Source organism: Rubrivirga marina, assembly GCF_002283365.1.
In the GTDB taxonomy this organism is placed as follows: domain Bacteria; phylum Bacteroidota; class Rhodothermia; order Rhodothermales; family Rubricoccaceae; genus Rubrivirga; species Rubrivirga marina.
Map to the genome: position 1 here is coordinate 4,224,992 of NZ_MQWD01000001.1, position 26,195 is coordinate 4,251,186.

A 26,195-nucleotide genomic window follows, 5' to 3' on the forward strand; every position below is an offset into this window, starting at 1 on the left:
GCGCCGACCGCCCCGCTCGCCGTCTCCGCTGCGCCGCTGGCGCCGGCCCCCGCGCCCGACCTCCCCGCCGCTCTTCACCCGTCGCCCTCCGAGACGGAGGGACACGACATGGAGGGGATGGATCACGGGCCGATGGACCACGCCGCGACGAGCTCCGAACCGATGCCGTCCGCCGCGTCGGCCGAGGCCCCGATCCGCCCGGTCCTCGACGCCTACCTCGCCGTCCACGACGCGCTCGCAGCGGACCGGCTGGCGCCCGACGCCGCCGACGCGCTCGCCGAAGCGGTCGACGCCTGGACCGCGACCCCGCCGGCTGACGACCCGCACGTCTGGCACCGTCAGGCGGACGCCGTCGCCGCCGTCCGCCAGTCGGCCGACGCGCTCGCCGAGGCGGACGACCTCGACGCCGCGCGCGCCGCGTTCGGCGCCCTCAGCGTCCCGTTCGCAGCGCTCGTCGAGGCCGTGGGCGTACCCGATGGGTACGACCTCGCCCGGTTCACCTGCGGCATGGCCCATGCGCCTGACGGCGGCGTCTGGCTCCAGCCGCCCGGCGACGCCCAGAACCCGTACTTCGGCCAAGCCATGGCGATGTGCGGGACGCGCGATGAGTCCGTGCCGTCTCCCCCCGAGACCGAGACGCACCACGACGGGATGGGGACGCACCGATGAGACGCCTCTCCCTCATTCTGCTGCTCGGCGCCGTCGGCTTCGGCGGCTGCGCGGGCGTCCGTCCCCAGGCCGCGTTCGACGACGTCGAGGCCACGCTCGCCGAGCGGACCGACTCCCGCGTGGCCTGGGCGACGGGGACTGCCGAAGACGCCGCCCTCCGAGCCGCCGTCGACTCGCTCCTCGCCGACAGCCTCACGGCCGGTGCGGCCGTCCAGATCGCGCTCCTCAACAATCGCCGGCTCCAGGCCACGTACGAGGACCTCGGCGTCGCGCAGGCCTCCCTCGTCCAGGCCGGACTCCTGTCGAACCCCGTCTTCGGCGCCCGCGCGCTGTGGCCCATCGAGGGCGGCGGTGCCCCCGACCTCGGGTTCAACGTCGCGTTCGAGTTCCTCGACGTGTTCTACCTCCCACTGCGAAAACGCGTCGCGCGGAGCGCCTACGAGGCCGCCCGGTACCGTGTGGCCGCCGCCGTGCTCGACCTCGCCGCCCGGACGCGCACCGCCTACATCCGGGCCCAGGCCGACCAACTCCGACTGGCGATGCAAGCGCGGATCGTCCAGAACACCGAGGCCGGCTACACCGCGGCCCGGCTGCTCCGCGAGGCCGGCAACGTCCCGGCCGTCGATCTCCTGGCCGAGCAGGCGCTCTACGAGCAGGCCCGCCTCGACCTCCTCGTGGCAGAGGGCGCCGCCGCGGAGAGCTGCGAAACATTGGTCCGGCTGATGGGCCTCAGCGGACCGGCCGCCGCGATCGACCTCCCGACGGCCCTCCCACCGGTCCCGGCCGAGAGCCCGCTCCCGTTCGTCCGAACCTCCACCGAGGCGGACCTCCCCGGCGCTGTCGTCGACGCGGCGGCGCTGGAACGACTGGCCGTCGAGGCCAGCCTCGACCTCGCCGCGGCCCGCCAGGATGTCGAAACGGCCGCGGCCCGACTCGGCATCGCGAACGTCGAGAGCGTCCTCCCCGACCTCGAGGCGGGCGGCGAGTTCGAGCGCGAGGAGGGCGAGTGGCAGGCCGGCCCCGAGGCCGAGGTCGTCCTCCCCCTGTTCGACCAGGGACAGGCCGCACGCGCCGCCGGCCGGGCCGAGCTCCGCCGCGCCCGCGCGCTCTACGAGGCCGTGGCCGTCGACGTGCGGTCGGCCGCCCGCGTGCTCGCGCAGCGCCTCGCGACGGCCCGCCGCGCCGGACTCCACTACCAAACGACGGTGCTCCCACTCCGCGCCGAGCTCTCGGCCCAGACGCTCCGCCAGTACAACGCCATGCAGACCGGCGTCTTCGGCGTGCTCCAGGCCCAGCGCCAGGAGGCCGAGGCCGCCCGCGCGTATGCCGACGCCCTCGCCGCCTACTGGACCGCGCGCGCCGACCTGGACCTGCTCCTCCAGGGCCGGATGCCGCCGCTCGACGGCGGGCTCGCGCTCTCCGCCGCCGGCCCCTCGATGCCCACCCCCGACCGCCACTAGCCCGATGTCCACGTTTTCCCGCCGCGACTGGCTGAGGGCCGGCGCCGCCGCCGTCGGCGGCGCCACGCTCGGCCGGATCTCGCGCGCCGCCGCGCTCCCCGCCACCTGGGACCCGCAGACCGCCGCCGACGCGCTCGCCGCCGACTCCGTCGCCGCAGCGAACGCGAGCCGCACCGCCGGCCGGCCGGCTCCCCCCGCCTCAGCGCCGAGGCGGGACCTCTCGACGCCGTACGTCGGCGACCGACCGCCACGCGTCCACACGCCAAACGGGTCGTCGATCACGGGCTCCCGGGGGCCCGACGGCGTGTGGGTCTACCACCTCACCGCCGAGGAGGTCGAGCACGAGTTCGCGCCCGGCCTCACCGCCACGTGCTGGGGCTACAACGGGCAGGTCCACGGGCCGACGTTCGAGGCCGTCGAGGGCGACCGCGTCCGGGTGTACGTGACCAACAGGCTGCCCGTCGCCACGACGGTCCACTGGCACGGGTTCTTCCTGCCGTCCGGGATGGACGGCGTCGGCGGGCTGAGTCAGGCGCCGATCCCGCCCGGCGAGACCTACGTCTACGAGTTCCCGATCACGCAGAACGGGACGTTCATGTACCACTCGCACCACGACGAGATGACCCAGATCGCCCTCGGGCTGACGGGGATGTTCGTCGTCCACGAGCGGGGCGCGGACCGGTTCGACCGGGACGTCGCCATCATGCTCCACGAGTGGCGGATCGAGCCGGGCACGAGCCGCCCGGACCCGAACGAAATGAGCGACTTCAACGTGCTCACGATGAACGCCCGGGCCTACCCGGGCACCGACCCGCTCGTCGTCGGCCACATGGACCGCGTGCGGATCCGGTTCGGCAACCTCTCGCCCATGGACCACCACCCGATCCACCTCCACGGGCACGTCTGGAAGATCGCGGCCACCGACGGCGGCCGGATCCCCGACGCCGCGCAGTGGCCCGAGACGACGGTCCTCGTCCCCGTCGGCAGCACCCGCACGGTCGAGTTCACCGCCGACGCGCTCGGCGACTGGGCCATGCACTGCCACATGACGCACCACGTCATGAACCAGATGGGCCACGGCGTCCCCAACATGACCGGCGTCGACGCGGCCACGCTCGACCGCCAGGTCCAGCCCGTCGCGCCGGGCTACATGACGATGGGCGAGGCGGGGATGGACGAGCACGGCGCGCACGTCGAGTCCGGCCACATGCCGGTCCCGGAGAACTCGATCCCGATGGTCGGCCAGATGGGACCGTTCGGATACATCACGATGGGCGGGATGTACACCAACCTGAAGGTCCGCCCGAAGCCGGTCGACTACGATCGGGACCCCGGCTGGTACGACCACCCGCCCGGGACGGTCGCCGGCCCGGCCGACCCCGCCCAGCTCGCCCGTGACGGCATCGCTCTTACCTAGCCCCTCCCGCCTCGGTCCGCTCGCCGCCCCAGCCATGTCTTACAAACGCTTCTTCGCCATGATCATCACGTCGACGGTGATCATGTTCGGCCTCATGTACTCGACGGTCTACACCGCCGACCACGTCTGGTGGAGCCAGACGAAGTTTTGGATGGCGCTCTACATGGGCGCCGTGATGGCCGTCGTGATGCTGGCGTTCATGTGGAAGATGTACGACGACCGGCGGGCCAACCTCGCCATCGTCGCCGGCAGCGCCCTCGTGTTCGCCGTCGCGCTGTGGCTCGCGCGGAGCCAGGCGGCCGTCGGCGACGTGGCGTGGATGAAGGCGATGATCCCGCACCACTCGATCGCGGTCCTGACGAGCGAGCGGGCGAGCATCTCCGACCCGCGCGTCCGCCGCCTCGCCGACGACATCATCCTGGCCCAGCGGCGCGAGATCGCCGAGATGGAGGCGTTCATCGCCGACCTCGAGGGGTCGGACGTCGAGGGCGAGATCCTCCCGCCCGACGTGCCGCCGGTCGAGGGCGGGTCGGCCGAGCTCACGGGCCCCGTGCCCGGCGCGCCGGCCCTGTTCCTGGGCGCGGCCCCGCTCGTCGGCGACGTCCTCGTGGTCGACTCGGTCAAGGTCGTCTCCGACGCCTGGCTCGTCGTCCACCCCGCCGGCGAGGGCGGCCGGCCGGACGTGTCGCAGATCGTCGGGCGGGCGTTCGTGCAGCACGGCGTGTCGGAGGACGTCCCCGTCGAGCTGAGCGGGGCCGAGGCCGGCGTCCCGCTGGTGGTGATGCTCCACGACGACACGGGCGCGATCGGCCGGTTCGAGTTCGGGTCGGGGGAGGCCGACGGCCCGCTCCTCCGCGACGGAGCGCCCGTCCTCGCGACCGTCCAACCCTAGCATCCGCTTCGATGCCTCGATTCGCCCTCGCCGCCCTGCTCGCGCTCACCCTGGCCGTCCCGCTCCGCGCGCAGCACGGCCATGCCGCCCACGGCGCCGCGCCGACCACCGACGGGCCCGCAGGCCTCACGGCCGACGAGGTCGCCGGGCTCCGTCAGGGCCACGGCCTCGGCATGGCCCGGCCGGCCGAGCTCAACCACTACCCTGGCCCCCTCCACGTCCTCGAACTGGCCGGCGACCTCGGCCTCGACGCCGAGCAGCGGGCGACGGCCGAGCGGCTCCGCGCCGACATGCTGGCCGAGGCGGTCCCCCTGGGCGAGCGGATCGTCCAGGCGGAGCACCACCTCGACGCCCTCTTCGCGTACGAGGAGGCGAGCCCGGATGCCGTCGGCCGGATGACGGCCCACATCGCCGAGCTCCGCGGCCGGCTCCGGGCCGCGCACCTCCGGGCGCACCTCGGGATGCGCGACGCGCTCACGCCGGAACAGATCGTGGCGTACGGCCGGCTCAGGGGTCACGCCGAGTAGCCGGACCCTCCGCCGGGGCCGACGCGTCCCACCGCCTCGACTCTCCCTCACCCCGATGCCCCTCCGTTTCTCCGCCCTGCTCGCCCTCGCTGTCCTCGCCGGCTGCACCTGGGAAGGCCGCCCCGACGGCGCCGAGGCCGTCCATTCCGCCAGCGACGGGTACTATGAGGACGACGGCGCGCCCCAGACCACGCCGCTCGGCGGCGACGCCGAGGTCGTCGAGCCGCTCGACGCCGAGGTCACGGCGCCCCTCGCCCCGGCCCCTGGCGCCCCCGTCGAACTCACCCAACCTCCGCCCACCACGGGCACGGCCGACGCGACCTCTGAGGTTGAAGAGGCCCTCACCCCCGGCACCGAACAGTAGCCCCATGCGCCCACTCCTTCTCCTCCTCCCGCTCCTCGTCCTGACCGCCTGCCGCGTCGAGGACGCGCCGGCCGCGCCCGCCGAGCCGGCGCCACAGGCCCAGGAGGCCGCGATCGTGCCCGCCTCGGCCGTCGCCCCGGCCGACGCGCCGACCGTCACGGTCTACAAAAGCCCCACGTGCGGCTGCTGCTCGATGTGGGTGGAGCACCTCGAGGCCTCGGGCTTCGAGGTCGAGAGCGTGGACCGGACCGACATGGGCGCCGTCAAGGACAGCCTCGGCGTTCCGAGTCACCTGTCGTCGTGCCACACGGCCGTCGTCGGCGACTACGTCGTGGAGGGCCACGTGCCGGCCGAGCACGTCGCCCGGATGCTGGAAGAGCAGCCCGCCGGGCGCGGCCTCGCCGTCCCGGGGATGCCGATCGGCTCGCCGGGCATGGAGCAGGGCGACCGCCGCGACCCGTACGACGTGATCGTGTTCGACGAGGCCGGCGACGGCGCCGTCTTCGCCCACGTCGAGGGCAACACCCGGCCCTAGCCCGGCCCCCGTGACGACCGAGGCGGGCCCGGCGGCGGCGTATCCTGCGCCCATGCCGAGCCCGCTCGCCGTGAGACTCCGTCCCGCTCTCCTCGCCGCCCTCGTCCTGGCGGCCTGCGCCGACGCCCCCGACCCCGTCGGCGCCGCGCCCGAGGCGGCGCCCGTCGCCGCCGGCGAGGTCGCCGTGCCGGCCGACTCCGGGGCCCTCGCCCCGCGCCTCGCGCTCGACGGCGCGGGCCGGCCGCTCCTCTCCTGGGTCGAGCCCGCCGACAGCGGCCACGCCCTCCGCTACGCCCGGTGGGACGTCGACCACTGGACCGACGCCCGCACCGCCGCCGAGGGCACGGACTGGTTCGTCAACTGGGCCGACACGCCGGGCGTGATGGAAACGGCCGACGGCCGGCTCGTCGCCCACACGCTCCCGCGCCACCCGGGCGACGACTCGCCCTACGCCTACGACGCGGCCGTCCGCCAGATGACGGCGGCCGGCTGGGGCGGGTGGACCGAGCCCCGGCTCCTCCACGACGACGGCCGCGCGGCCGAGCACGGGTTCGTCTCGGCCGTCGCCCTACCCGACGGCCGGACCGGCCTCGTGTGGCTCGACGGGCGGAACCAGGGTGGCCACGGCCACGGCGGCGGTGCCATGACGCTCCGCTACGCTGCGCTCGACGTGAGCGGCGCGCTCGCCGACGAGGCCGAGCTCGACACCCGGACCTGCGACTGCTGCCCGACCGCCGCCGCCGCCACGCCGTCCGGCCTCGTCGTCGCCTACCGCGACCGGAGCGCGGCCGAAGTGCGCGACATCGCCGTCGTCCGTCTCGTGGACGGCGCGTGGACCGACCCGACAATCCCGCACCCCGACGGCTGGACGATCGCAGGCTGCCCGGTCAACGGCCCGGCGCTGGCGTCGCGCGGCGACCGCGTGGCGCTCGCGTGGTACTCCGAGGGGGACGGCGCGCGCGTCCAACTCGCGGCCTCCGAGGACGGCGGCGCGACGTGGGGCGAGCGCGTCCGGATCGATGGCGAGAGCCCGATCGGACGCGTCGGCGTGGCGCTGATGCCGGATGGGAGCGCGGTCGTGAGTTGGCTCGCGACAGTAGGCGACGCCGCCGAGCTCCGCCTCCGGCGCGTCGCGGCCGACGGCACGCGCGGCGAGTCGGTCCCCGTCGCGACGGTCGCCGCCGGCCGGAGCAGCGGGATGCCGCACGTCGTCGCCCTCGGTGGGCAGGCCCTCGTGGCGTGGACCGATCCTGCCACCGCGACCGTCCGGACCGCCGTCGTCGACGTCTAAGCCCGCTGGGGGCTCAGGACGCGGGTTCAAGGCCCCTGCCCTCTCCGCCTTCCGATGAACCTCCTCTGGATCCTGCTCGGCGCCGCGCTCGCCCTCCCCTACATCGCCGCCGGGCGCCGGAAGCGGGGCCGACCGGCGCGCGCGTGGTGGGCCGGCGGGCTCGTCGTCGCCGCGCTCGTGTACGTCGGGTTCGCGAGCGCGGCCGGCGCCGGCTGGGCCGGCCTCGGCGTCGAGGTGGGCGGGGTCGTGCTGTTCGGGGCCTTCGCCGCGCTCGGGCTTCGAGGGCTCCTCGGGTGGACCGCGGCCGGGTGGCTGCTCCACCCGATCTGGGACCTCGCCGTCGGGCACCCCGGCGCGCCGGAGTGGTACCTGTGGCTGTGCCTCGGCTTCGACGCCGTCGTCGGCGTCTGGCTCTGGTGGCGCGCTCAGTCCTGATCCCTCCGTTCCCCCTCCGATGGCCGACTACACCTTTACCCGCACCCTCGACGCCGACCTCGCCGCTGCCGAAGAGCGTGCCACCGCCGCGCTCCAGGACGAAGGCTTCGGCATTCTCACCGAGATCGACGTCCAGGCCACGCTCAAGAAGAAGATCGACGTGGACGTGCCGGGCTACAAGATCCTCGGCGCCTGCAACCCGGCGCTCGCGCACCAGGCGATGCAGGCCGAGCCGCGGATCGGCGTGATGCTCCCGTGCAACGTGATCCTCCGCGACCTCGGCGACGGGCGCACCGAGGTGGCCGCCGTCGACCCGGTCGCGAGCATGGCCGCGGTCGAGAACGCCGGCCTCGGGGAGGTCGCGACGGAGGTCCGCGAGCGGCTCCAACGCGTCGTCGCGGCGCTGTGACGATCGGGCGCCTCGCGGACGCCGCGGACGTCTCCGTCGACACCGTCCGCTACTACGAACGGCGCGGGCTCCTCGCCGAGCCGCCCCGGACGGCGGGCGGCTTCCGCGACTACGACGCCGACGCGGTCCGACGGCTCCGCGCGCTCCGCCGCGCCCAGGCCCTGGGCTTCACGCTCGACGAGGCCGCGGACCTCCTCGCCCTCTCGCGCGACGAGCACGCCGACGCCGAGGCCGTCCGCGAGCGGACCGTCGAGAAGATCGCCGACCTCGACGCCCGGATCGCCGAGCTAGAGAAGACGCGCGACGCCCTCGCCGAGTTGGCCGACGCCTGCGGCGGGCGCCACGACACCCGAGCCGAGTGCCCCGTGCTCCGCGCGCTCGCCGTGCCAGATCCGTAGCCGGAATCTTCACGCAACCCTGGACCCCGGTCCAGGGCGTTGAGAGAGTCCACAGCCTCTCCGTGACCATGCCCGCCACCGCCCCGCCCCCCGACGACCGCACCGTGACCCTCCGCGTCGAGGGCATGGAGTGCGCCTCGTGCTCGGCCCGCGTCGAGCGCGTCCTCTCCCGCCTCGACGGCGTCGCCGAGGTGGGCGTGAACCTCGCGACGGAGCGGGCGACCGTCCGCGCCCGGCCAGGGCTCTCGGACGACGTTATCGCGGAGGCCATCCGGAAGGCGGGCTTCGGGGCCGAGACGGAGGCCGCGGCCCGGAACGAGGCCGAGCGCGCCGCCACCAAGGACGCCGAGCGCGACCGCCAACGCACGCGGCTGTGGTGGGCCGTCGGCCTGACGATCCCGATCTGGCTCCTCGAGATGGTCCCGATGCTCGTCCCCGGCGGGCACGCGTGGGTGGACGCGACGCTCGGCACGCAGCCCGTCCGGCTCATGCTGCTGGCGCTCGGGACGGCCGTCCAGTTCGGGCCGGGCCTCCACTTTTTCCGCGCCGGCTGGGCCGCGCTCCGCTCGGGCGCCCCGTCGATGGACACGCTCGTGATGATCGGCACGTCGGCGGCGTACGGCTACTCGGTCGTGGCGACGCTCGCGCCGGGCGTCCTCCCGGCCGGGGCCGACCACGTCTACTTCGAGGCCGCGGCGACCATCATCACGCTCATCCTGGCCGGCCGCTACCTCGAGGCCGTCGCGAAAGGCCGGGCCGGCGAGGCCATCCGCGCGCTCCTCGACCTCCAGCCGCCGACGGCGCTCGCGCTCCGGAACGGCGAGCCGGTCGAGGTCCCACTGGCGGAGGTCGCCGTCGGCGACCGCGTCCTCGTCAAGCCCGGCGCCCGGGTGCCGGTCGACGGGACGGTCGTCGAGGGCCGGTCGTTCGTCGACGAGTCGGCGATGACGGGCGAGCCGGTCCCGGTCGAGAAAGAGCCCGAGGCCACGGTCGCAGCGGGGACCGTCAACGGGACCGGCGCGCTGACCGTCGAGGCCATGGCCGTCGGCGGGGCGACGGCGCTCGCGCGGATCGTCCGGATGGTCGAGGACGCGCAGGGCTCGAAGCCGCCCATCCAGGCGCTCGCCGACCGCGTCGTCCGCGTGTTCGTCCCGTTCGTGCTCGCCACGGCCGCCGTCACGTTCGCCGCGTGGATGCTCGTCGGACCCGACCCGCGGCTGACGTACGCGCTCGTCGCGTCCGTCTCGGTCCTCATCATCGCGTGCCCATGCGCCATGGGCATCGCCACGCCGATCTCGGTCCTCGTGGGCACGGGCCGGGCCGCCGAGAAGGGCGCGTTCGTGCGTGAGGGCGCCGGCCTCCAGGCGCTCGCCGAGGCCGACCTGATCGTGTTCGACAAGACCGGCACGCTCACCGTCGGCCGCCCCGCCGTCACCGACGTCGTCGCGCTCGGTGACTTCGACGCCGAGGAGGCCGTTCGCCTCGCCGCGGCCGTCGAGCGGCAGAGCGAGCACCCGATCGCGCGCGCCCTCGTCGAGTACGCCCCCGGCGCGCCCGAGGCGGCCGACGTCGAGGCCGTGCCCGGGTACGGCGTCGCCGGGACGGTCGGCGGGCGGCGCGTCGCCGTCGGCGCCGAGCGCTACCTCGACCGCCTCGGCGTGGCGCTGGACCCGACCGACCGCGAGCGGGCCGAGGCGTTGGCCGCCGACGGCAAGACGCCCGTGTGGGTCGTGGTCGACGACGCCCCGGCCGCGCTCCTGGCCGTCTCCGACCCGATCAAGCCCGGCGCGCGGGCGGCGCTCGACGCACTCCGCCAGCGTGGCCTCGACCTCGCCCTCATCACCGGCGACGCCGAGACGACCGCCCGCGCCGTGGCCAAGCAACTCGGCATCGAGACGGTCCGGGCCGAGGTGCTCCCCGACGAGAAGGCCGACGCCGTGGCCGCGCTCCAGGCCGAAGGCCGCGTGGTCGCCTTCGTCGGCGACGGGATCAACGACGCGCCCGCCCTCGCTCGCGCCGACGCCGGGCTGGCCATGGGCACGGGCACCGACGTGGCCATCGAGGCCGGCGACGTGGTCCTCGCGGGCGGTGACATCGAGGCCGTCGGTCGCGCCGTCGGCGTCGCGCGGGCCACGCTTCGCAACATCCGCCAGAACCTGTTCTGGGCCTTCGCCTACAACGTGGTCCTGATCCCGGTCGCGGCCGGCGTCCTCTACCCGGCCCTCGGCGTCCTCCTCTCCCCCATGCTCGCCGCCCTCGCGATGGTGTTTTCCGACCTGTTCGTGATCGGCAACGCGCTCCGGCTCCGCTCGGCGTGACGCCTAGGGCGAGCGCACCCTCCCCTCTCTCCATCCCCTCCCCTGTCATGACCATGAAGCTGATGCCCGACCGTCACGTCGAAGTCCTCGAGATCGAGGGCATGACCTGCGACCACTGCGTCAAATCCGTCCGCGAGGCGCTGGCCGGCGTGTCGAACGCCGTCGTCCGGTCGGTCGAGATCGGGCGGGCGGAGGTCGACGCCGGGCCGGAGGCCACGCGCGAGCAACTCGTCGCGGCCGTCGAGGGGGCTGGGTTCGACGTCGTGGGCGGGACGAGCGAAGCCGCCCCCGAGTAGCCCGTAGCTTCCGGGCCGACCTTTTCCGATGATGGCCGACGACTCGACCCCGACTCCCCGCAAGTCCGACGTGCGCGCCGGCGGCACGCTCGACCTCTCGACCGGCGCGCCCCCCCCGCCGCCGCCCGAGCCCACGCCGCTCCCGCCCGCCCCCGCCGACACCGACGTGAAGGCCGGGCGGACGCTCAACCTGTCGACGGGCAGGGCGCCGTCGGCCCCGCGTCGGAAGCCGGCCGCGGCGTCGCTCGGCCCCGGCCCCGTCGTCCGCGAGACGCTCGACCTGTCGAGCAAGACGCCCGAGCCGTCCGCCGAGGCCGCTCCCTCGGCGGCGCCCAGCGCACCGTCGCAGCCGGGCTCTGGTGGATCGCGGGGCACCAAGCCGAAGGGCGGCGACCGCCGCGACGACCGCAAGGGGGGGCGCTCGAATCGCGGCGAGGCCCCGACCGCCTCGGGCGAGTCGCTGGCGGACCTCCTCGACCCCGACGTCCTGGCGAAGCTCCGCGGCGGCTGACCCCGCCTCGGGCTTCCGTTCGGCCGGGCCGGAGTCGTTCGGTCCGGTGCCGATCCTCTCCTCCTGTCGTCCTGAGCGGAGCGAAGGATCTCGTTGGACTCAGCCTCGTGGCCTATCGACGTGGCGAGGGTACCGACACGTGATCTTTCGTCGCCCCGCTCCTCAGGATGACATGTGGAAGGGGGCGGAGGAAGGTCCACACGCAGAGACGTCATCCTGAACGGCCGCGAGGGATCTCGACGCCGTCGTTCCCGCTCGTCGAAGGCGCAGCCAGCGACCGGTAGCGTCTCATCAAGGCCCTTCGCTACGCTCAGGATGACGAACGAGGCTGAACGGAGGCAACGCAGGGCACCCGCCTCTCTCCCCCATCCCACCGAGGCGGGCGGGCTCAGCGCGGCGTGACGCGGAGCGGGAGCCCGTCGGCGGCGCGGATGATGACGCCGGGGACGAGCCGCGGCGGCCCGCCGACCTGCTCGAAATCGAACCGAGCGACTAGCTCCGACACCATCAGGCGGGCCTGCTGGAGCGCCATTCGCTTGCCGATGCACGTGTGGCGGCCGTGCGAGAACGGGAGGTACTCCATGCCGAGGAGCGCGTCGTTGTCGGGCGCGTCGAAAAAGCGCGCTGGCGCGAACGCGTCGGGGTCGGGCCACCACGCCGGGTTCCGCTGGAGGGCGAACGGCGAGGCCATCACGTGCTCGCCCTTCGGGACCGTGAACCCGCCGAGTTCGACGTCCTCGGTGGCCGTTCGGTGGATGGCCCAGACGGCCGGGTAGAGGCGAAGCGTCTCGCGGAGGACGGCCTCCAGGACCGGCCGGTCGTCCGCCTCGGCCTCGGTGCGGACGGCGTCCGCGAGGTCGGGCCGGGCGGCGAGGCTCCAGAGGGCGAAGGTCACGAGCGCCGACGTCGTGTCGAAGCCGGCCACCAGGAGCGTCCCGATCTCGTCGTGGAGGTTCTGCGCGTCGACCTCGCCGCGCGCCTCGGCCTCAAGGAGCGTGGCGAGCAGGAGCCCGGCGGAGTACCGCCCCGAGCGCGTCCCGTCGATGAGGTCGGCAATGAACGCGTCGAGGCGGGCGAGGGCGCCGCGGACGGCCGTCTCGCGCCACCGGATGCCGACGAGCGCCAGGTTCTGCCGGATCACGGTGCTCCGCATCCCGACAAACTGGAGCACCGCGTCGAGGTCCGCGATGACCTGCCGGTCGTCGACAGGCGCCTCGGGGCTGAACATGATGCGGACGAGCGCGCGGAGGAGGACCCGCTTGGCGTCCTCCTGCACGTCGACGACGGCGCCGGGCACGCGGCGCCAGCGGTCGGCGAGCGCGTCGGTCTCGACTCGGGTCGCCTCGTCCACCACGGCGACGTGGCCGCGGGCGTAGGCCGGGCGGAGCCGCTTCCGCTGCTCGACCCACGTGGTCTCGTCCGAAAAGAGGAGACCGGCGCCCACCAGCTTGCGGAGCTCGCCCAGCCACCGCGACCGCGAGAACCGCTCCGGCACGCGGACGAGGAACTCCTTGACCACGTCCGGATGGTTGACGACGAAGCTGGCACCCGGACCGAACTGGAGGTGGACGACGGGGTCGTCGTAGCGCCGGCTGAGCTCGACGAGGTACGCCAACACGCCCCTCCGGAAGCGGGGCAGCTCTCGGAGGATCGCGGCGTTCTTCGGTCCGGGCGGAAGGGCGACGTCGGTCACGAGTCGGAGTCTGGGGAGCGGTCGAGAGCGGAGGGGTCGAGCAGTCGGCGGTGGACGCTCTGGATGAAGGCCCCGACTTCCAGCCCGTCGACGAGCCGGTGGTCGAACGTGAAGCAGAGGACGGCCCGGCGCCGCACGACGACCTCCCCCCCGACGGCCGCCGGCATCTCGCGCGGGGGGAGGACGGCGACGAGCGACGCGTTCCGGGCAGCCGGGAAGAGCGGGACGAACGCCTCCGTAAAGGCGCCGCGGTCGTGGTCGTAGCCCCGCGCGACCGGCTCCATGCTCGTCACGACGAGCGCGCCGTAGCTCTCCGGCGCGAGGTCGAACCGGGCCATCGGCACGCCGAGGTGGGCCAGGCCGCGGGCCGCGCGGAAGACGCCGTGGCGGAGCGGCCACGGGAGGCCCGCCAGGACGTACTCGGCGAGCGGCCCGCGCTTCGCCCGGTCGCGGAGCCCGCGGATCTGCGCCCGCAACGTGCTCGCGAGCGCCGTCGCCGACGCCACGTGCGCGTCGCGGAGCGGGAGCGCGAGGAGGCCGCCCTGCCCCGGCACCGGCGCTGTGATCGAGACCGTCACGCCGTCGCGCGCTCGGACGCGCCCTCGCTGGAGGTACCCGTTGAGCGCCGGGACGTCCTCGGCGACCGCGCGGGCGGCGGCGGCCGCGACGAAGGGCAGGAACCCGACGGCGCGCTGGGCCCCGGGCGTCGCCGCGAGGTGGGCCTCGACGGGCTCCGCGTCGACCTCGATCCGCACCAGAATCCGCCCCGAGTGGGGCGCATCGAAGAGCGTCGCCGCGAGACGGCGCCAGGGGGTGTCGAGCACGGAGCGGGAGGACGGGGGCGGAGCCCGGAAGGTAGGCCGACCGCCCGGGCGCTACCTCCGCTCGCGCTTCCAGAACTCGCGCACGCGCGTCTCGATGGCGTCGATGCCCGGCAGCGAGAGGCCGCGGCGAAGCGCCTCCCGCACGATGAGGGTCCGGAGCGTCTGGTCGGCCGGGGGCAGCGGGTGGAGCGACGCCTGGATCGGGCGGACGATCGGCCCGAGGAGGTTGTCGACCAGCCCGAGGCGGAACGCGACGAAGCCGGCCACGCCGGTCCACACCGCGGCGAACATCCCGGCCGACGCGAACGCGCTCAGCACGCCGATGTAGATGAGGCCCTGGACGACCGGCTGCTCCATCACCTTCAACGCGGGGATCGCGCCGGGCAGCACGAGGCCAGGCGCGGCGGCGCTCCACAGCGCGTAGAGGAGGAGCACCGTCCCGAGCGCGCCCCACCACGGGAGCGCGAGCAGGAGGGCCGGCAGGAGGAGCACGGCGACCGTCTGCGGCGAGCGGAGCCACACGCCGGCCCGGAGCAGCAGCGGCCCGAGGCCGACCGCCTCGACGACCTCTCTGGCGTACTCGCGCAGGAGCGGCTCGGTCGTCCGGTAGTGCGTGCCGTCGGCCGACAGGAGGCCGGCGGGCGTGTCGACGTAGAGCGGGACGTCGCGGGCGGGGCGGCGGGACCAGGGCCAGGTCATTCGGGAGGGACAGTGCGGCGGGAGCCCTCGGCGTTGACGTCGAGCGTGTCGCCGGGCGCGATCACGAACCGGAAGCGGACGTCGTCCAGGTTCACGCCGGCGGCTTCGAGGGGCGAGGCCAGGACACGGCGGAGCGCGCGGGCCGAGTTGACGCGGGGCTGCTGCGACGTGTCGAGGTGCTCCTCGGCCTGGCGCCGGAGCGCCGGGCGGACCTGGTGGAGCGTCTGCTCGACCGTTCGCTCCGTGAGCGACGGCGTGAGGCGGGCCTGCCCGCTCAGGTCGATCTCGACGTCGGCGTCCTCGAGTTGGGGCTCGACGGAGAACACGCTCAGCGGCGGGAGGACGACCTCGACCACGCCGTCCTCGCGGAACCGGATGGCCTCGGCGTCGAAGTCGTCGAGCGAGAACCCGTACGTCATCGTGGCCGGCACGTGGACGGTGACCTCGGCCCGGCCCGTCTCGACGTCGAGGAGCCGGAGCCGCCAGCGCCGCGCGCTCGACCCGGACAGCGTGGACGACAGCCGGCCGGTCACGACGAACCCCTCGGCCGCCTCGCTCTCGATGCGGGTCTGGACGAGCGTCCGGACATCTTCCTCAGTCAGCCCGCTGCCGCCGCGGACGAGCGCGACGCCGAGGGCGAGGGCGACAGCCAGCGCCGCGGCTAACGCGAGACCGATGACGATCCCGACGCGGCGGGGACGGGGGGACTCAGGCATGGGGCCGGTACGACGCGGGGCGAGCGGGGATTCGGGAACGGGGAACGGGGAACGGGGAACGGGGAACGGGGAACGGGGAACGGAAGGTGCCTGCTGGCGGACCGCGTCGCCAACCGGCCAGGCACTCGCTCTACTCCGTGTCATCCTGAGCGAGCGCAGCGAGGCGAAGGATCTCTGGCGCGGCCGCGTCTCAAGCCGACCGCCGAGAGCGATGACCAGCTGCAGGGCTCGCCAACGACCCTTCCACTCCGCCGTTGCGCGGCTCCGCTCGGGATGACATGGTGGAGAGGCCATGCGCGTCAGACGCGATGGCCGGACGGCAGCCCAGACCACGGGGGCCAAGTCCGCCCGCCTCGGTGTCGAGGCGGGCAGAGTCGCCACCGGAGCGCCGGCAGCCGGGGGACCCACGGCGCCCGCGCTCTCCCCGTTCCTCGTACCCTCTCCCTCGTTCCGAGAGCGGAGCCAGCCCCCTCATCCCGCCAGCAGCACCAGGGCGGCGGCGGCGAGGCCGAGGCCGGCGAGGTTGGCGCGCGACAGCCGCTCCTGCCACACGACTCGGCCGATCAATGCCGCGCCGAACACGATGGCGACGCTGTTGGCCGGGAACGCGACCGTCCCGTCGAGCCGCTCCAGCGCCCGCAGCAGGAACTCCGCCGAGCAGTAGTTGACGACCCCGAGGCCCGTGCCCCAGAGCCACGCCGCGCGGCTCGGCCACCGGCCCGTCCGCAGCCCCGTCGTCACGACGACCGCGGCGCCGACGAGGAACGCCACGCCGAACACGAACACGAGGAACGTCGCGATCGGCGTCGTCCCGCCGGCGGCGACGGAGAACGACTCCCGGAACACCTTCATGTTGACGTCGACGAGGCCGCCCGAGAGGAACAGGAGCGCGAGCACGCCGACTGTCTTGCCATCGGTCACGCCCGCCTCGGGCGAGTCGTCGCCGAGGTCGGGCGGGCCGAGCTTCCCGGGCGGCTCGGCGGCCGGCCGAGCGACGAGGAAGAACGCGCCGCCGGCCAGCGCCAGCCCGACGAGCTGCCACGCCGTCGGCGCCTCGCCCCAGATCAGCCACGACGCGAGGAACGGGACGACGACCGACAGCCGCATCACGCCGGCCGCCAGCCCCATCCCCGCCTCGCGGATGGCGAGCGCGAACAGCCAGAAGCCGACGATGAACAGGACGCCCTGCCCCACGCCGAGCGCGACGAGGCCGCCCGAGAGCCCTGCCGGCGGCTCGACGCCCTGCAGCGCCACCGCCAGCGCGGCGCCGGCGAGGTAGTTGACCGTCAGCAGCGCGGTCCGGTCGAGGTCGCGCCGCTCGGCGACCTTGAAGACGACGGCGATCGCGAGGCTGCACGCGACCGCGAGGGCGAGGAAGAGCATGATCCGGCGTTGGGGGCGCGGGAAGAAGCGGGCGCCTCGCGCGCCCGACTGTGCGTTCTCTCCCTATTCCCCGCCGTCCCCCGGCTCGGGCGCGGCCGGGCGCTGGATGAAGTAGCCCACGCGGGCCGGCTGGAGCGTGACGTTCCGGATGTCGAGGTTGTCGGGCCAGCGCGGCGAGACCGGGACCTGCCCGTCCTGACGGGTCGTGTCGCGGGCGATGTCGAAAAAGTCGACGACGGCGCGGACGCGGGGCGAGTTGAGGGCGCGGTCGTAGGTGTCGCCGGCGGCCGGGACGCGGAAGACGGCCCGCACGCGGGGCGGGTCGAACCGGACGCCGAGCACGCCCGGCGGCACGTTCTCGACCTCGACCTGGAGGTCCCGGAAGCCCTCTGTGAACTCGCCGACGTCGACCTGCACGCGCGTGGCCTCGACGGACGGGCGGAGCAGCCCGCCGAACGTGTCCGCCAGCGCGACGATCCGCGTGAACGAGTCCTCGACGTCCCGAGCCACGAGGAGGTCGGTGGGCCACGAGTCGAGCGTGCCGAGGAGCGACTGCGCACCGGTGACCGTCACGGAGTCGGGCGAGAGCCGCGGCGGGCGGAGGAGGTCGAACCCGACCTCGGTCCCGATCCGCTCGCGGAGGCGGATGGGCAGGCGCCGGTTCGTCTCCGTGTCGAGGTCGAGCTCGACGGCCTGCGGCGTGACGGCCTGGACCTCGATGCCGTCGGGCAGGCCGAGCTCGGAGAGCGCCGCGGCGAGGCTCACGACACGGCTCTCGGCGTCGACCGTGATGGTGGGCGTCCGCCGCGTGAGCGACAGGAGGGTCCAGCCCTCCCCCCGGAGGGTGACCGTGGCCACCTCGGGCGGCCGCGAGCGGAGGGCCGAGCCCGGCGGCGTCTGCGCGATCACGACCGGCATCCGCATCGTGAGCGGGTACGTCTCGCGCATGCTGAAGCTGAACCACATCACCAGCGCGACGACCAGCGACAGGAACATCGCGAGGCTCCGTCGGCCGGGCGGCTCGTCGCCCTCGTCCACGAGTTCGGCGCTCGGGAGGAGCGCGCGGAGCCGGTCGCGGACCGACGTCAGCGTGGGTCGAGGGCGCGGCGGGTCGGGCATCACTCGGAGGCCCGGAGGAACGCCACGAGCTCGTCCTTGGTGGCCGCGGCAATGGCCCGGCCGCGGAGCCGGTCGTCGTCGCGGTCGCGGGCGAGTTGGCGGAGCTCGCGGACCGTCCGGTCCTCGTAGTCGTCAGCCGGCTCCGGCGTGGTCGACGAGACCGCCGAGGCGGGCGCGGCCGGCGGGACCGGGGCCCTCGCGGTGCCGCCGAAGACGCGCCACACGCTCGGGTCCGGCCGCGGGATCACGTGGCGGGCCACGACGCGGCCGACGCGCTCGGCGGCGGCGGCCCCGGCGTCGACGGCCGACTGGACGGCCGCCGTCTCGCCGGTCACGAGGTGCGTCACGAGGCCCGGCACCGTCCGCTGCTGGCGGACGAGCCGGACGTCGGCCGCCTTGAGCATGGCGTCGGCCGCCTCGATGGCGGCCACCAGCCCGAGCGTCTCGAGCAGGCCGAGGGCGCCCTCGGGGACGGAGGTCGGCTCGGCCACGGGGCTACTCGCCCGGGAGGATCGCCTCGACCTCCGTGTGCGGGCGCGGGATGACGTGGACCGACACGAGCTCGCCGACGCGCTCGGCGGCGGCGGCCCCGGCGTCCGTCGCGGCCTTGACCGCGCCGACGTCGCCGCGGACCATCACGGTGACGAAGCCGCCGCCGATCTGCTCCTTCCCGATGAGGTTGACGCGGGCGGCCTTGACCATGGCGTCGGCCGCCTCGATGGCGCCGACGAGGCCTCGCGTCTCGACCATTCCGAGGGCGGCGCCGATGTCTCCGTTGGGCATGGGATCTGTCTGAGTGTAGAAGAGAGGGGGCGCAGCGTCGCGCCGGCCGCCCAATCTACGACGGCCTCCGCCCCGTCAACGATCCTCGGGGTCGCCCGCCTCGGTCGTGCTCCCGGCGTGCTCCCGGACGAGGGCCACGGCCCGGCCGAGGTCGTCCCGCCGGTAGACACCGAGGAGGAACAGGCCCGGGACGTACGCCGCCGCGAGCGCCACGCGCAGCGCGAGCCGCGTCGGGACGGACCACTCCCCAGAGGGCTGAGCCAACAGAAAAAGGGCGGCCACGAGCGCGCCGACCCACACGAGCACGCGCCAGGGATAGCGCACGGCCATGGACGACTGTGCCATCCAGGCCGTGCCGAGCGCCATCGCGGCGTAGGCGATGAGCGTGGCGACGGCCGCGCCGGCGATCCCCATCGTCGGGATGAGGACCGCGTTGAGACCGAGGTTCAGGAGCGCCGCCGCGCCGACCGTGAGCGCGACCGCCGCCGTCCGCCCCGCCGCGTAGAGCACGTTGACGACCACGAAGTAGAGCCCGTAAAACGCGAACCCGCCGCCGATAAGGAGGACCAGCGCCTCGGTCGCGACGTACTCCGGGTCGTCGGTGAGCAGGCGGCTGACGTCGGCCACGAACAGGCCGAGGCCGAGGGTGACCCAGCCGGCGAGCGCGGCGAAGTGGCGGAACGACTGGCGATGGAGGTCCGACGACCCCGACTCGTCGAGCGACTTCAACCCCAGGACGGTGAACGCGAGGACGAAGCTTTGGACGAGGAACACGTTGACGACGCCGCCGAACCGCGCGGCCCACTCGTAGACGGCCGTGGCCTCCGGGCCGAGGTACGCCAGGAGGAGGAACCGGTCGCCGATGTTGAGGAACCGCGAGGCGATGCCGGACGCGATGAGCGGGAGCCCGAACAGGAGCATCGGCCGGATCAGCGCCCACTCGACGCGGCGCTCGACGCGCGACAGGAGCACGGGCGTCACGAAGCACGCGACGACGGCGGCCGAGACCGCGTACCCCTTCATCACGCCCGTCAGCCCCTCCCCCATCAGCAAGAACGCGATCACCGCGCCGACGAGCAGGAGCGCCTCGACCACGCCGATGAGGACGAACGCCCCGGCCCGCTCGCGCTGCCGAAGGACCGTGTACGACACGTCGGCGACGGTCTTGAAGCCGACGAACACGGACAGCCAGCGGACGGCCTCGGCGCGGGCGGCGGTGCCCACCAGCGCCTCCGACGCGAGCGGCGCCAACGCCCACCCCGCCGCGGCGGCGACGGCGCCCGCCACGACGGCCACGAGGAGCGCCGTCGCCGGCACCCGCGCCCGCTCTCGCTCGGACAGGTCGGAAGACGAGGCGAACCGAATGATCCCGAGCGGGAGCCCGACGCCGGCCACCAGCAACACGAGCGCCTTCGCGGCGTCGAGCGCGCCGAGGTAGCCGAACTCGGCCTTCGGCAGGTACTCGGGGTCGCCGTAGTAGATCAGCAGCGCGAAGCCGGTCAGCTTCGAGACGACGCTGGCGACGGCGTACGTCGTGCTCTGGCGGAACAGGCGGCGGAGCATCAGCGGCGCCCCCCACCTCGGCGGCTCCCCGGAGCGGAGCCGAAGGGCCGAGGCGGGCCGGGGCGTCGTGTCGTCGCGCGCCGCACGGCCTAGCCCCGCCGCGTCGCCGCCGCGATCCGGTCGGCGAACGCCTCGGCGACGAGAGCCCCGGACTCCATCGCGCTCTGCCGCATCCGCTCGACGCCGTCGAACAGGCGCGCCCGCGTTTCGGGGAGCTCCGCCAGCACCCGGTCCACGCGGGCCACGAGGCGGTCGGGCGTGACCGTCTCGATGTCCTCCGTCCACCCCTCGACGCCGAGCTCCTCCAGCAGCTCCTCCGTCTTGAACTCGTAGGCGATCCCGAGAACGGGCGTGCCGGCGGCGAGGGCGAGGATGGCCGCGTGCATCCGCGTCGCGATCACGAGGTCGGCCTCGGCGTAGGCGTCGCGGATCGCGTAGGGGTCCCGCGCCTCCCGGTCCACCTCGACCGCCTCGCGGACGTCCGCGTCGAGGAGCCCGACGATGTCGAGCGCCACGGCCGAGTCGTCGAACCGGTACTTCGGGCGGCCCTGGCAGGTCGAGAGGAACCGGACGCGCGCGCCGTGCTGACGGACGAGGTGCGTCGCGGCGGCGGCCACCGACGCTTTGTAGGTCGCCATCCCTTCCGCGGCGTCCTTCGTCGTGAAGTGCGGCCAGTCGCGGACCGAGATGGCGACGGTCGGACGCTCGGGCCACGTCCGCTCCCTCGCCGCCGCCAGTTGGTCGGCCTCGGCGAGCGCGAAGGCGGCGTCGGCCCGGACGATGGCCCGGGTCGCGGGCGCGATCTCGTCGACGAAGTCCTTGCTCCGCTGGCCCCGCAGGAGCGTCACGCGAGCGCCCTCGAAGATCCGCTTCAGCCGGCTCTTGGGCATCGTGTCGAACGGGCCGACAGACTGGGTGTAGAGCGCGTACGGCTGACCCAGTGCGTGGAGCACGTCGAACTCGAGGTAGCGCGGGCCGAGCCAGTAGGCCGGCACGAAGTAGGTCCCCCCCGTGCTCACGACGACGTCGGCGGTGGCGACGGCCTCGAACGGGCCGGCGCCGTCGGGCCCGGCGAGCGCGCGGGCGAGGCCGTGGCGGCCGGCCCTCCACGCCCTCGCGGCGGCGACGAGGCGCGGCCGGCGCTCGAGCCAGCGGGCCGCTCGGCGGGCGCGGGCCGGGATGCCCCTCGCGATCTGCGGCCACGCCACGCTGGCCAGCCCCGTCTCGATGTCGTACTGCGGGAACGCCTTCCGGGCGACCTCGGGCTGCGTCTCGAAGAGCGTCATCTCGAACGGCGGCAGCGCCGCCCGGAGCGCGCGCTCGACGCCGAGCAGGATCGCGGCGTCGCCGCCGTTGCCGAGCGTCACGTTGGTGATGGCGACGCGGAGCGGGGTCGAGTCGGACATGGTCGCGAAGCTACCGGGCGGCCGTTCGGGTCGCGGTGAACTTTGGCGGGCCTACCGCCCTCCGCCCCGTAACGCGGCACCCACGCCCACGAGCGCGCCCGCCCCGGTCGCCAGTCCCCGCAGCGCACCGTGGAGCGCCCGCGGCCGGACGACCGCCAGGGGCAGCCGCGCGAGCCCCGTCGCCACCTGCTTCGCCGCCTTGAGCGCGCTGAATCCGGCCTTCCGCCCGCGCCCGCCGCCGACGTAGCGCCACGCCTGCCGGCCGTTGACGAACGCCCGCCGCGCGACGTAGCCCGGACGCTGCTTCCATGCTGGCTCCAGATGGTCGATGCCCATCCGCGGCGCGTGCCACGTCGCGTTGCCGTAGCGCTCGACCAGGCGGTTCGCGAGTTCCGTCTCCTCCCCCAGCCCGAGCCGGCCCGCGATCATCCCGAGGCCGGGGTCGAACCCGCCGACGGCGTCGAGCGCGGCGCGGCGGACGGCGAGATTGCCCCCCGAGAATCCCTCGCGCGCCGCCGCATCCGAGAGCGGCCCCTCCGGCCCGAACGTGCGGCGGACCGAGTCGGGGTCGAACCACGGCGGCGGCTCGGCCTCGAACCGCGGCGCGATGGGGCCCCCCACGAGCACGACGCCCGGCTGGGCGACGGCCTCGCAGAGGGCGTCGAGCCACGTGTCCCACACGAACGCGTCGTCGTCGAGGTAGACGACCCAGTCGGCCTCGGTGGCGTGGCGGGCGCGGTTGCGGGCGTGGCTGAGGCCGGGCCGTTCTTCCTCCACCGCCCGGAACGCGGGCCAGTCGGCGACGCGCTCCGCGACCTCGGGCGTGGCGTCGGTCGAGCCGTTGTCGACGAGGAGGACCTCGACCCCCTCCGGCGACTCCCCGAGGCGGGCGCGGAGGTGGGCGAGCGTCTCCATGAGGATCGGCGCTCGGTCGCGGGTGCAGATGGCGACGGCGATCGTCATCGGGCCGAGCGGCGGGCGAGGCCGCGGATGACCTCGGCGAGGCGGGCGGTCTGGGCGCGGCGCGTGTACGGCACGACGGCCTCCCAGGGCGCGCCGTCGAGCGGCGTGCCGCCGGCCCAGGCGTCGTAGTGCCGGCGGATCGCGTCGGCGATGCCCCCGATGTCGTCACGGGCGAGGAGGACGCCGCCGCGGGTCTCGACGAGGAGCGCCGCCGCGTCGCCCCCCACCGGGCCGACGCCGAGGACGGGCCGGCCCGACGCGAGGTACTCGTACAGCTTCCCCGTGATCATGCCGCGGTCGGCCGCGAACGGCTCGATGGAGAGGAGCAGGAGCCCCGCCCGCGCCTGCTCGCGGACGGCCTCCTCGTGGGGGACGTAGGGGACGACCTCCACGGGCACCCCGGCCGCCTCGGCACTCTGGCGGACGGACTCGTCGACGCGGCCGACCAGCCGGATCACCAGCTTCTCGGCCTCGCCCGCTTCACGCAGCCGCCGGACGGCCTCCCACACGGCCAGCGGGTCGCGGGTCGCGTAGAAGCTCCCGACGTGCGTCAGCGCGAACGCGTCGTCGCGGACGGCCACGCCCGCGGCGGCCCCGAGGTCGGCCTCGTCGACACCGTTGTGGACGACGGTGACCTTCGACGACGGGAGGTCGCCCTGCTCCGTCAGGAGCCGCGCCCACGTCGGGCTGACGGTCGTGACGGCGTCGGCACCCTGGAGGACGCGGCGCTCCATCCAGCGGTCGACGGCGCGGGCCGCACGCGACATCGGGAGGTCGCCGTAGAAGTTGATCTCGGTCCACGGGTCGCGGAAGTCGGCGACCCACGGGACACCCGTCCGCTGGAGCCGACGGCCGACGAGGTGGACCGAATGCGGCGGGCCCGACGTCAGGACGGCCGCGAACGCCTCCTGCGCCCGCTCGGCCCGCCCCAGGATCCGCCGCCCCGCGTGCTTGGCGAACGGGACCCACCCGACGCGCGCGTCTGGCAGAAACACGTTGGCCCGAGCCCACAGCGCCAGCTTCGACATGATGCCAGCGCCGGAGACCGCCCCCGTCGGGACGGCGTCGGCGCCCTTTCCGGAGAGCCGACCGTAGGCCGTGATCGGGTCCGGCGCGGTCGTCCGGATGACCTCGACGCCCTCGGGGATGTCGGCCGCGAGGCTGGCGTCGGTGCTCGGGAACGCGCCGGCCTCGACGGTCAGCACGACGGGCTCGTAGCCGGCGTCGCGGAGGTACCGCACCGTCTTGAGCGTCCGCTGCACGCCGGGCCCGCCGGCCGGCGGGAAGTAGTACGTGACGACGAGGACGCGGGGGAGCACGGGGGAGTGAGGAGTGAGGAGTAGAAGGTCGTGCGTTGGGCCCCGGCGGGCCGTGAGGTCTCGGAAGAACCTCGCACCACCTCCCCGACGGTGACCCCGAGGCGGGGGACCTCGCGGAGGGAGCGAGGACACCCTCTCAGCCCCATGCGCCTCGTCCTCCTCGCGATCGCGTTCGCCGCCACCGGCTGCTCCGCCGCCGACGCCCTGAACGTGGTCCTCGACCCCACAGCCCGCCCCGTCTCCTCCGCGTCAGACGATAGCCCATCGAACGGCGCTTCGCAGGCCGACGTCATCATCCTCGTCGCCCAGCGGGGCACGCCCGCGTACGCGTTCGCCGAGAGCCGCGAGAACGGCTCCACCATCTTCGCCGAGCGCAAGCTCTGGCGGGGCCTCCAAAAGGCCGCCGAGATCCTCAATGAGGGCGGCAGCCGGACCGTCACGGTCGGCGTCGCCGGGGGCGAGTACGACGGCGAGTTCGGCGGTGGCATCCAACGCGTGCCGAGGATCGACAACCCGGAGGGCACGCTCAAGCTGCTCGCCGGCTTCAACGACGACTTCTCGGGTCGCCAGCCGTTCGCCTTTGCGGTGAGCGTCCCGACGATCCGGGGCCGCGACGGCGCCATCTTCCAGATCGCCAGCCGGACGACGCTCAAGGAGCTCGTCATCAGCGGGCTGATCCTCGACGCCGCGCCGTCGAACAAGTACGACGCGCGGACGAACAGCCTCGTCAAGGGCGAGTCGCGGAACTACCCGCTCATGTCGTGGGCGCAGATGGAGGCCGAGCGCGTCGTCATCGCCGACAACATCTTCCTCAACGGCGCGAGCGGGACGGTCCGCCTCGGGATGACGCCGCCGCGGGGCGTCTCCGGCGAGGTCATCGTGCAGAACAACTTCTTCCTCAACAACCTCCTCGCGTTCGAGACGCAGACCTACGGCCGGCGGATCGGAGCGCCGTACGGGCGGCTCGTGGTCCGGAACAACTCGTTCCTAGCCAACTTCCCCTACAACCCGGACCCGACCTCGTCGAACGTCTCGGCCGTCGAGCTCCACACGTCGGAGAGCTTCCAGGAGACCGTCTTCGAGCGGAACCTGTTCGCCTACAACGCCGGCGGGGCCTTCCAGGTCGACTGGCCGCAGGACCGGCTGGCGGACTTCACGCTCCGGGAGAATCTGTTCTTCCTCAACGGCGTGCTGTGGGGCGAGGGCGCCGCCGAGGCCGCCGTGTTCGCCGGCAAGTTCGGGACCGGCGCCGTGTACCGCATCCTCGACCTCTACGACGTGGAGGACGATGTCGACGGCGAGGTGTCGGGCAACGTGGCCTTCGACCCGCAGGTCCCGATCGTGATGGCCCCGCTCCAGTCGGTCGACGGGGCGAGCGTCTCGGCCCAGCCGACGCTGATGAACGACGTCCGCCGGCTGTTCGGCGCGAACACGGACGGCGGGACGGTCGCCATCGCCAACTTCGCGCCCCAGATGATGTTCGACATCCGCGCGGTGCCGCTGCCGCAGAATGAGGAAGCGAAGGCCTTCGGCGTCCAGCCAGCCATCATCTACGGCGCGACCGGGGCGCCGCAGTAGCCCGGCTCTCCCCGCCTCGGCGCCGAGGTGGAGGTACTGAGGTGCGGTAGTCTGAACGGATCAGTCGCGGGCTCGGGCCCGTCGCTACTGTCGGTCCGCACGCTCCGCGGACCCATGCGCCTCGCCGTTCTGCTCCTCGCCTTCGGCCTCGCCGGCTGCACGCACACCCGCCCCGCCGACCTCTCGTCGGCGGCGACGCGGGCGGAGGTCAACGCGCGGGCCGAACGCGGGCACCCGGTCCTCCACCTGGACGGCCAGCGGGGCCGGCAGGTCCGCTCGCTCCACGTCGCGCCCGACGTGACGACGTGGATCGACAAGAAAACGGGCGAGGCCCGCTCGGCGCCGACCGCGGAGGTCCGGGCGGTCGCCTTCCGGCGCGACGGGCACGGTGCCCTCCAAGGGATCGGCATCGGCGTCGCTGTGGTGGGCCTCCTCGACACGTACCTCGGCGCCCTGGACGGAGAGGGGTTCCTCACGTTCAGCCCGCTCCAGGGCGCGGCCTTCGGCGCCGCGGGCGGGGCCGAGATCGGCGCCCTCGTCGGTGCCATCCGCTCGGACCGGGTCGTGTACGAGACCGCTCGGTGCCGCGGGCCGGTCGCCCGCTGCTCGGAGTAGCCCCGCCTTGGC

The 26,195-nt window shown here is 74.3% G+C and carries 28 protein-coding genes; 16 read left to right on the plus strand and 12 right to left on the minus strand.

Annotated elements, in window-relative coordinates; genetic code table 11:
* The 14 genes from BSZ37_RS18065 to BSZ37_RS18130 all read left to right on the plus strand — a co-directional run.
* Window positions 1–669, plus strand: a 669-nt coding sequence (locus tag BSZ37_RS18065) for a DUF3347 domain-containing protein (protein WP_143537725.1), incomplete at its 5' end; no start/stop codon positions are given.
* Entirely contained in the window at window positions 666–2,129 is a 1,464-nt protein-coding gene (locus BSZ37_RS18070; RefSeq protein WP_095511895.1) for a TolC family protein, read from the plus strand. The genes BSZ37_RS18065 and BSZ37_RS18070, both read left to right, overlap by 4 nt.
* Window positions 2,130–2,133: 4 nt before the next feature.
* Complete coding sequence (locus tag BSZ37_RS18075; protein ID WP_095511896.1) at window positions 2,134–3,546, plus strand: multicopper oxidase family protein; 1,413 nt, start codon at window positions 2,134–2,136, stop codon at window positions 3,544–3,546.
* Window positions 3,547–3,580: 34 nt separating this feature from the next.
* Window positions 3,581–4,438 (plus strand): DUF305 domain-containing protein, encoded by an 858-nt coding sequence (locus BSZ37_RS22890; protein WP_179299746.1) that lies wholly within the window; start codon window positions 3,581–3,583, stop codon window positions 4,436–4,438.
* A gap of 11 nt (window positions 4,439–4,449) precedes the next feature.
* Window positions 4,450–4,965: a Spy/CpxP family protein refolding chaperone gene (locus BSZ37_RS18085; RefSeq protein ID WP_095511897.1), complete on the plus strand. Its 516-nt coding sequence runs from the start codon at window positions 4,450–4,452 to the stop codon at window positions 4,963–4,965.
* Between the two features lie 55 nt (window positions 4,966–5,020).
* Window positions 5,021–5,329: a hypothetical protein gene (locus BSZ37_RS18090; protein WP_095511898.1), complete on the plus strand. Its 309-nt coding sequence runs from the start codon at window positions 5,021–5,023 to the stop codon at window positions 5,327–5,329.
* A gap of 4 nt (window positions 5,330–5,333) precedes the next feature.
* Window positions 5,334–5,864, plus strand: a complete 531-nt coding sequence (locus BSZ37_RS18095; protein ID WP_095511899.1) for a DUF411 domain-containing protein — start codon at window positions 5,334–5,336, stop codon at window positions 5,862–5,864.
* 70 nt (window positions 5,865–5,934) lie between these two features.
* A complete protein-coding gene (locus BSZ37_RS18100) occupies window positions 5,935–7,155 on the plus strand; it encodes a hypothetical protein (RefSeq protein WP_143537726.1) in 1,221 nt (406 codons plus the stop codon).
* Between the two features lie 54 nt (window positions 7,156–7,209).
* Window positions 7,210–7,590: a DUF6010 family protein gene (locus BSZ37_RS22220; protein WP_095511901.1), complete on the plus strand. Its 381-nt coding sequence runs from the start codon at window positions 7,210–7,212 to the stop codon at window positions 7,588–7,590.
* Window positions 7,591–7,609: 19 nt separating this feature from the next.
* Window positions 7,610–7,999: a DUF302 domain-containing protein gene (locus BSZ37_RS18110; RefSeq protein WP_095511902.1), complete on the plus strand. Its 390-nt coding sequence runs from the start codon at window positions 7,610–7,612 to the stop codon at window positions 7,997–7,999.
* Window positions 7,996–8,397, plus strand: coding sequence for a MerR family transcriptional regulator (locus BSZ37_RS18115; RefSeq protein WP_095511903.1), 402 nt, complete (start codon window positions 7,996–7,998; stop codon window positions 8,395–8,397). Before BSZ37_RS18110 ends, BSZ37_RS18115 begins: the two co-directional genes overlap by 4 nt.
* Before the next feature lie 68 nt (window positions 8,398–8,465).
* The gene (locus tag BSZ37_RS18120) at window positions 8,466–10,715 is read left to right on the plus strand and encodes a heavy metal translocating P-type ATPase (protein ID WP_095511904.1); all 2,250 of its coding nucleotides are present in this window, start codon (window positions 8,466–8,468) and stop codon (window positions 10,713–10,715) included.
* A gap of 62 nt (window positions 10,716–10,777) precedes the next feature.
* Entirely contained in the window at window positions 10,778–11,011 is a 234-nt protein-coding gene (locus BSZ37_RS18125; RefSeq protein ID WP_095512448.1) for a cation transporter, read from the plus strand.
* Between the two features lie 31 nt (window positions 11,012–11,042).
* Window positions 11,043–11,522: a hypothetical protein gene (locus BSZ37_RS18130; protein WP_143537727.1), complete on the plus strand. Its 480-nt coding sequence runs from the start codon at window positions 11,043–11,045 to the stop codon at window positions 11,520–11,522.
* Window positions 11,523–11,910: 388 nt separating this feature from the next.
* Here BSZ37_RS18130 and BSZ37_RS18135 read toward each other — a convergent pair whose 3' ends face one another.
* The 12 genes from BSZ37_RS18135 to BSZ37_RS18190 all read right to left on the minus strand — a co-directional run bounded on the left by BSZ37_RS18135 (window position 11,911) and on the right by BSZ37_RS18190 (window position 23,990).
* Window positions 11,911–13,215 (minus strand): cytochrome P450, encoded by a 1,305-nt coding sequence (locus BSZ37_RS18135; RefSeq protein WP_179299747.1) that lies wholly within the window; start codon window positions 13,213–13,215, stop codon window positions 11,911–11,913.
* A complete protein-coding gene (locus BSZ37_RS18140) occupies window positions 13,212–14,039 on the minus strand; it encodes a 2-oxo acid dehydrogenase subunit E2 (RefSeq protein ID WP_095511907.1) in 828 nt (275 codons plus the stop codon). The genes BSZ37_RS18135 and BSZ37_RS18140 overlap by 4 nt, the downstream gene beginning before the upstream one ends.
* Window positions 14,040–14,090: 51 nt before the next feature.
* Window positions 14,091–14,738: a hypothetical protein gene (locus BSZ37_RS18145; protein WP_095511908.1), complete on the minus strand. Its 648-nt coding sequence runs from the start codon at window positions 14,736–14,738 to the stop codon at window positions 14,091–14,093.
* Complete coding sequence (locus BSZ37_RS18150; RefSeq protein ID WP_179299748.1) at window positions 14,735–15,454, minus strand: DUF4230 domain-containing protein; 720 nt, start codon at window positions 15,452–15,454, stop codon at window positions 14,735–14,737. Before BSZ37_RS18150 ends, BSZ37_RS18145 begins: the two co-directional genes overlap by 4 nt.
* A gap of 471 nt (window positions 15,455–15,925) precedes the next feature.
* Entirely contained in the window at window positions 15,926–16,837 is a 912-nt protein-coding gene (locus tag BSZ37_RS18155; RefSeq protein ID WP_095511910.1) for an EamA family transporter, read from the minus strand.
* A gap of 63 nt (window positions 16,838–16,900) precedes the next feature.
* Window positions 16,901–17,956 carry a CdaR family protein gene (locus BSZ37_RS18160; RefSeq protein WP_095511911.1) on the minus strand — a complete coding sequence of 352 codons (1,056 nt, stop codon included), beginning with the start codon at window positions 17,954–17,956 and terminating at the stop codon, window positions 16,901–16,903.
* Window positions 17,956–18,447: a BMC domain-containing protein gene (locus BSZ37_RS22810; protein WP_095511912.1), complete on the minus strand. Its 492-nt coding sequence runs from the start codon at window positions 18,445–18,447 to the stop codon at window positions 17,956–17,958. Before BSZ37_RS22810 ends, BSZ37_RS18160 begins: the two co-directional genes overlap by 1 nt.
* A gap of 4 nt (window positions 18,448–18,451) precedes the next feature.
* Window positions 18,452–18,739 carry an ethanolamine utilization microcompartment protein EutM gene (eutM, locus tag BSZ37_RS18170; RefSeq protein ID WP_095511913.1) on the minus strand — a complete coding sequence of 96 codons (288 nt, stop codon included), beginning with the start codon at window positions 18,737–18,739 and terminating at the stop codon, window positions 18,452–18,454.
* A 75-nt stretch (window positions 18,740–18,814) separates the two neighbouring features.
* The gene (locus BSZ37_RS18175; RefSeq protein ID WP_095511914.1) at window positions 18,815–20,302 is read right to left on the minus strand and encodes an oligosaccharide flippase family protein; all 1,488 of its coding nucleotides are present in this window, start codon (window positions 20,300–20,302) and stop codon (window positions 18,815–18,817) included.
* A gap of 89 nt (window positions 20,303–20,391) precedes the next feature.
* Window positions 20,392–21,708 carry a polysaccharide pyruvyl transferase family protein gene (locus BSZ37_RS18180; protein WP_095511915.1) on the minus strand — a complete coding sequence of 439 codons (1,317 nt, stop codon included), beginning with the start codon at window positions 21,706–21,708 and terminating at the stop codon, window positions 20,392–20,394.
* Window positions 21,709–21,759: 51 nt separating this feature from the next.
* Window positions 21,760–22,671 (minus strand): glycosyltransferase family 2 protein, encoded by a 912-nt coding sequence (locus BSZ37_RS18185; RefSeq protein WP_095511916.1) that lies wholly within the window; start codon window positions 22,669–22,671, stop codon window positions 21,760–21,762.
* The gene (locus tag BSZ37_RS18190; RefSeq protein WP_095511917.1) at window positions 22,668–23,990 is read right to left on the minus strand and encodes a glycosyltransferase family 4 protein; all 1,323 of its coding nucleotides are present in this window, start codon (window positions 23,988–23,990) and stop codon (window positions 22,668–22,670) included. Before BSZ37_RS18190 ends, BSZ37_RS18185 begins: the two co-directional genes overlap by 4 nt.
* Window positions 23,991–24,134: 144 nt before the next feature.
* Here BSZ37_RS18190 and BSZ37_RS18195 point away from each other — a divergent pair, with 144 nt between their 5' ends.
* Both BSZ37_RS18195 and BSZ37_RS18200 read left to right on the plus strand, forming a co-directional pair.
* Complete coding sequence (locus tag BSZ37_RS18195) at window positions 24,135–25,568, plus strand: hypothetical protein (protein WP_095511918.1); 1,434 nt, start codon at window positions 24,135–24,137, stop codon at window positions 25,566–25,568.
* A gap of 114 nt (window positions 25,569–25,682) precedes the next feature.
* On the plus strand, window positions 25,683–26,183 hold the full coding sequence (locus BSZ37_RS18200) for a hypothetical protein (RefSeq protein ID WP_095511919.1): 501 nt from the start codon (window positions 25,683–25,685) through the stop codon (window positions 26,181–26,183).
* Window positions 26,184–26,195 lie beyond the last annotated feature (12 nt).

Coding starts and splice junctions, on each gene's coding strand:
- BSZ37_RS18070 (WP_095511895.1), top strand. CDS start 666: ATGAGACGCCTCTCCCTCATTCTGCTGCTCGGCGCCGTCGGCTTCGGC.
- BSZ37_RS18075 (WP_095511896.1), top strand. CDS start 2,134: ATGTCCACGTTTTCCCGCCGCGACTGGCTGAGGGCCGGCGCCGCCGCC.
- BSZ37_RS22890 (WP_179299746.1), top strand. CDS start 3,581: ATGTCTTACAAACGCTTCTTCGCCATGATCATCACGTCGACGGTGATC.
- BSZ37_RS18085 (WP_095511897.1), top strand. CDS start 4,450: ATGCCTCGATTCGCCCTCGCCGCCCTGCTCGCGCTCACCCTGGCCGTC.
- BSZ37_RS18090 (WP_095511898.1), top strand. CDS start 5,021: ATGCCCCTCCGTTTCTCCGCCCTGCTCGCCCTCGCTGTCCTCGCCGGC.
- BSZ37_RS18095 (WP_095511899.1), top strand. CDS start 5,334: ATGCGCCCACTCCTTCTCCTCCTCCCGCTCCTCGTCCTGACCGCCTGC.
- BSZ37_RS22220 (WP_095511901.1), top strand. CDS start 7,210: ATGAACCTCCTCTGGATCCTGCTCGGCGCCGCGCTCGCCCTCCCCTAC.
- BSZ37_RS18110 (WP_095511902.1), top strand. CDS start 7,610: ATGGCCGACTACACCTTTACCCGCACCCTCGACGCCGACCTCGCCGCT.
- BSZ37_RS18120 (WP_095511904.1), top strand. CDS start 8,466: ATGCCCGCCACCGCCCCGCCCCCCGACGACCGCACCGTGACCCTCCGC.
- BSZ37_RS18125 (WP_095512448.1), top strand. CDS start 10,778: ATGCCCGACCGTCACGTCGAAGTCCTCGAGATCGAGGGCATGACCTGC.
- BSZ37_RS18130 (WP_143537727.1), top strand. CDS start 11,043: ATGGCCGACGACTCGACCCCGACTCCCCGCAAGTCCGACGTGCGCGCC.
- BSZ37_RS18145 (WP_095511908.1), bottom strand. CDS start 14,738: ATGACCTGGCCCTGGTCCCGCCGCCCCGCCCGCGACGTCCCGCTCTAC.
- BSZ37_RS18150 (WP_179299748.1), bottom strand. CDS start 15,454: ATGCCTGAGTCCCCCCGTCCCCGCCGCGTCGGGATCGTCATCGGTCTC.
- BSZ37_RS18155 (WP_095511910.1), bottom strand. CDS start 16,837: ATGCTCTTCCTCGCCCTCGCGGTCGCGTGCAGCCTCGCGATCGCCGTC.
- BSZ37_RS18160 (WP_095511911.1), bottom strand. CDS start 17,956: ATGCCCGACCCGCCGCGCCCTCGACCCACGCTGACGTCGGTCCGCGAC.
- eutM (WP_095511913.1), bottom strand. CDS start 18,739: ATGCCCAACGGAGACATCGGCGCCGCCCTCGGAATGGTCGAGACGCGA.
- BSZ37_RS18175 (WP_095511914.1), bottom strand. CDS start 20,302: ATGCTCCGCCGCCTGTTCCGCCAGAGCACGACGTACGCCGTCGCCAGC.
- BSZ37_RS18180 (WP_095511915.1), bottom strand. CDS start 21,708: ATGTCCGACTCGACCCCGCTCCGCGTCGCCATCACCAACGTGACGCTC.
- BSZ37_RS18185 (WP_095511916.1), bottom strand. CDS start 22,671: ATGACGATCGCCGTCGCCATCTGCACCCGCGACCGAGCGCCGATCCTC.
- BSZ37_RS18195 (WP_095511918.1), top strand. CDS start 24,135: ATGCGCCTCGTCCTCCTCGCGATCGCGTTCGCCGCCACCGGCTGCTCC.
- BSZ37_RS18200 (WP_095511919.1), top strand. CDS start 25,683: ATGCGCCTCGCCGTTCTGCTCCTCGCCTTCGGCCTCGCCGGCTGCACG.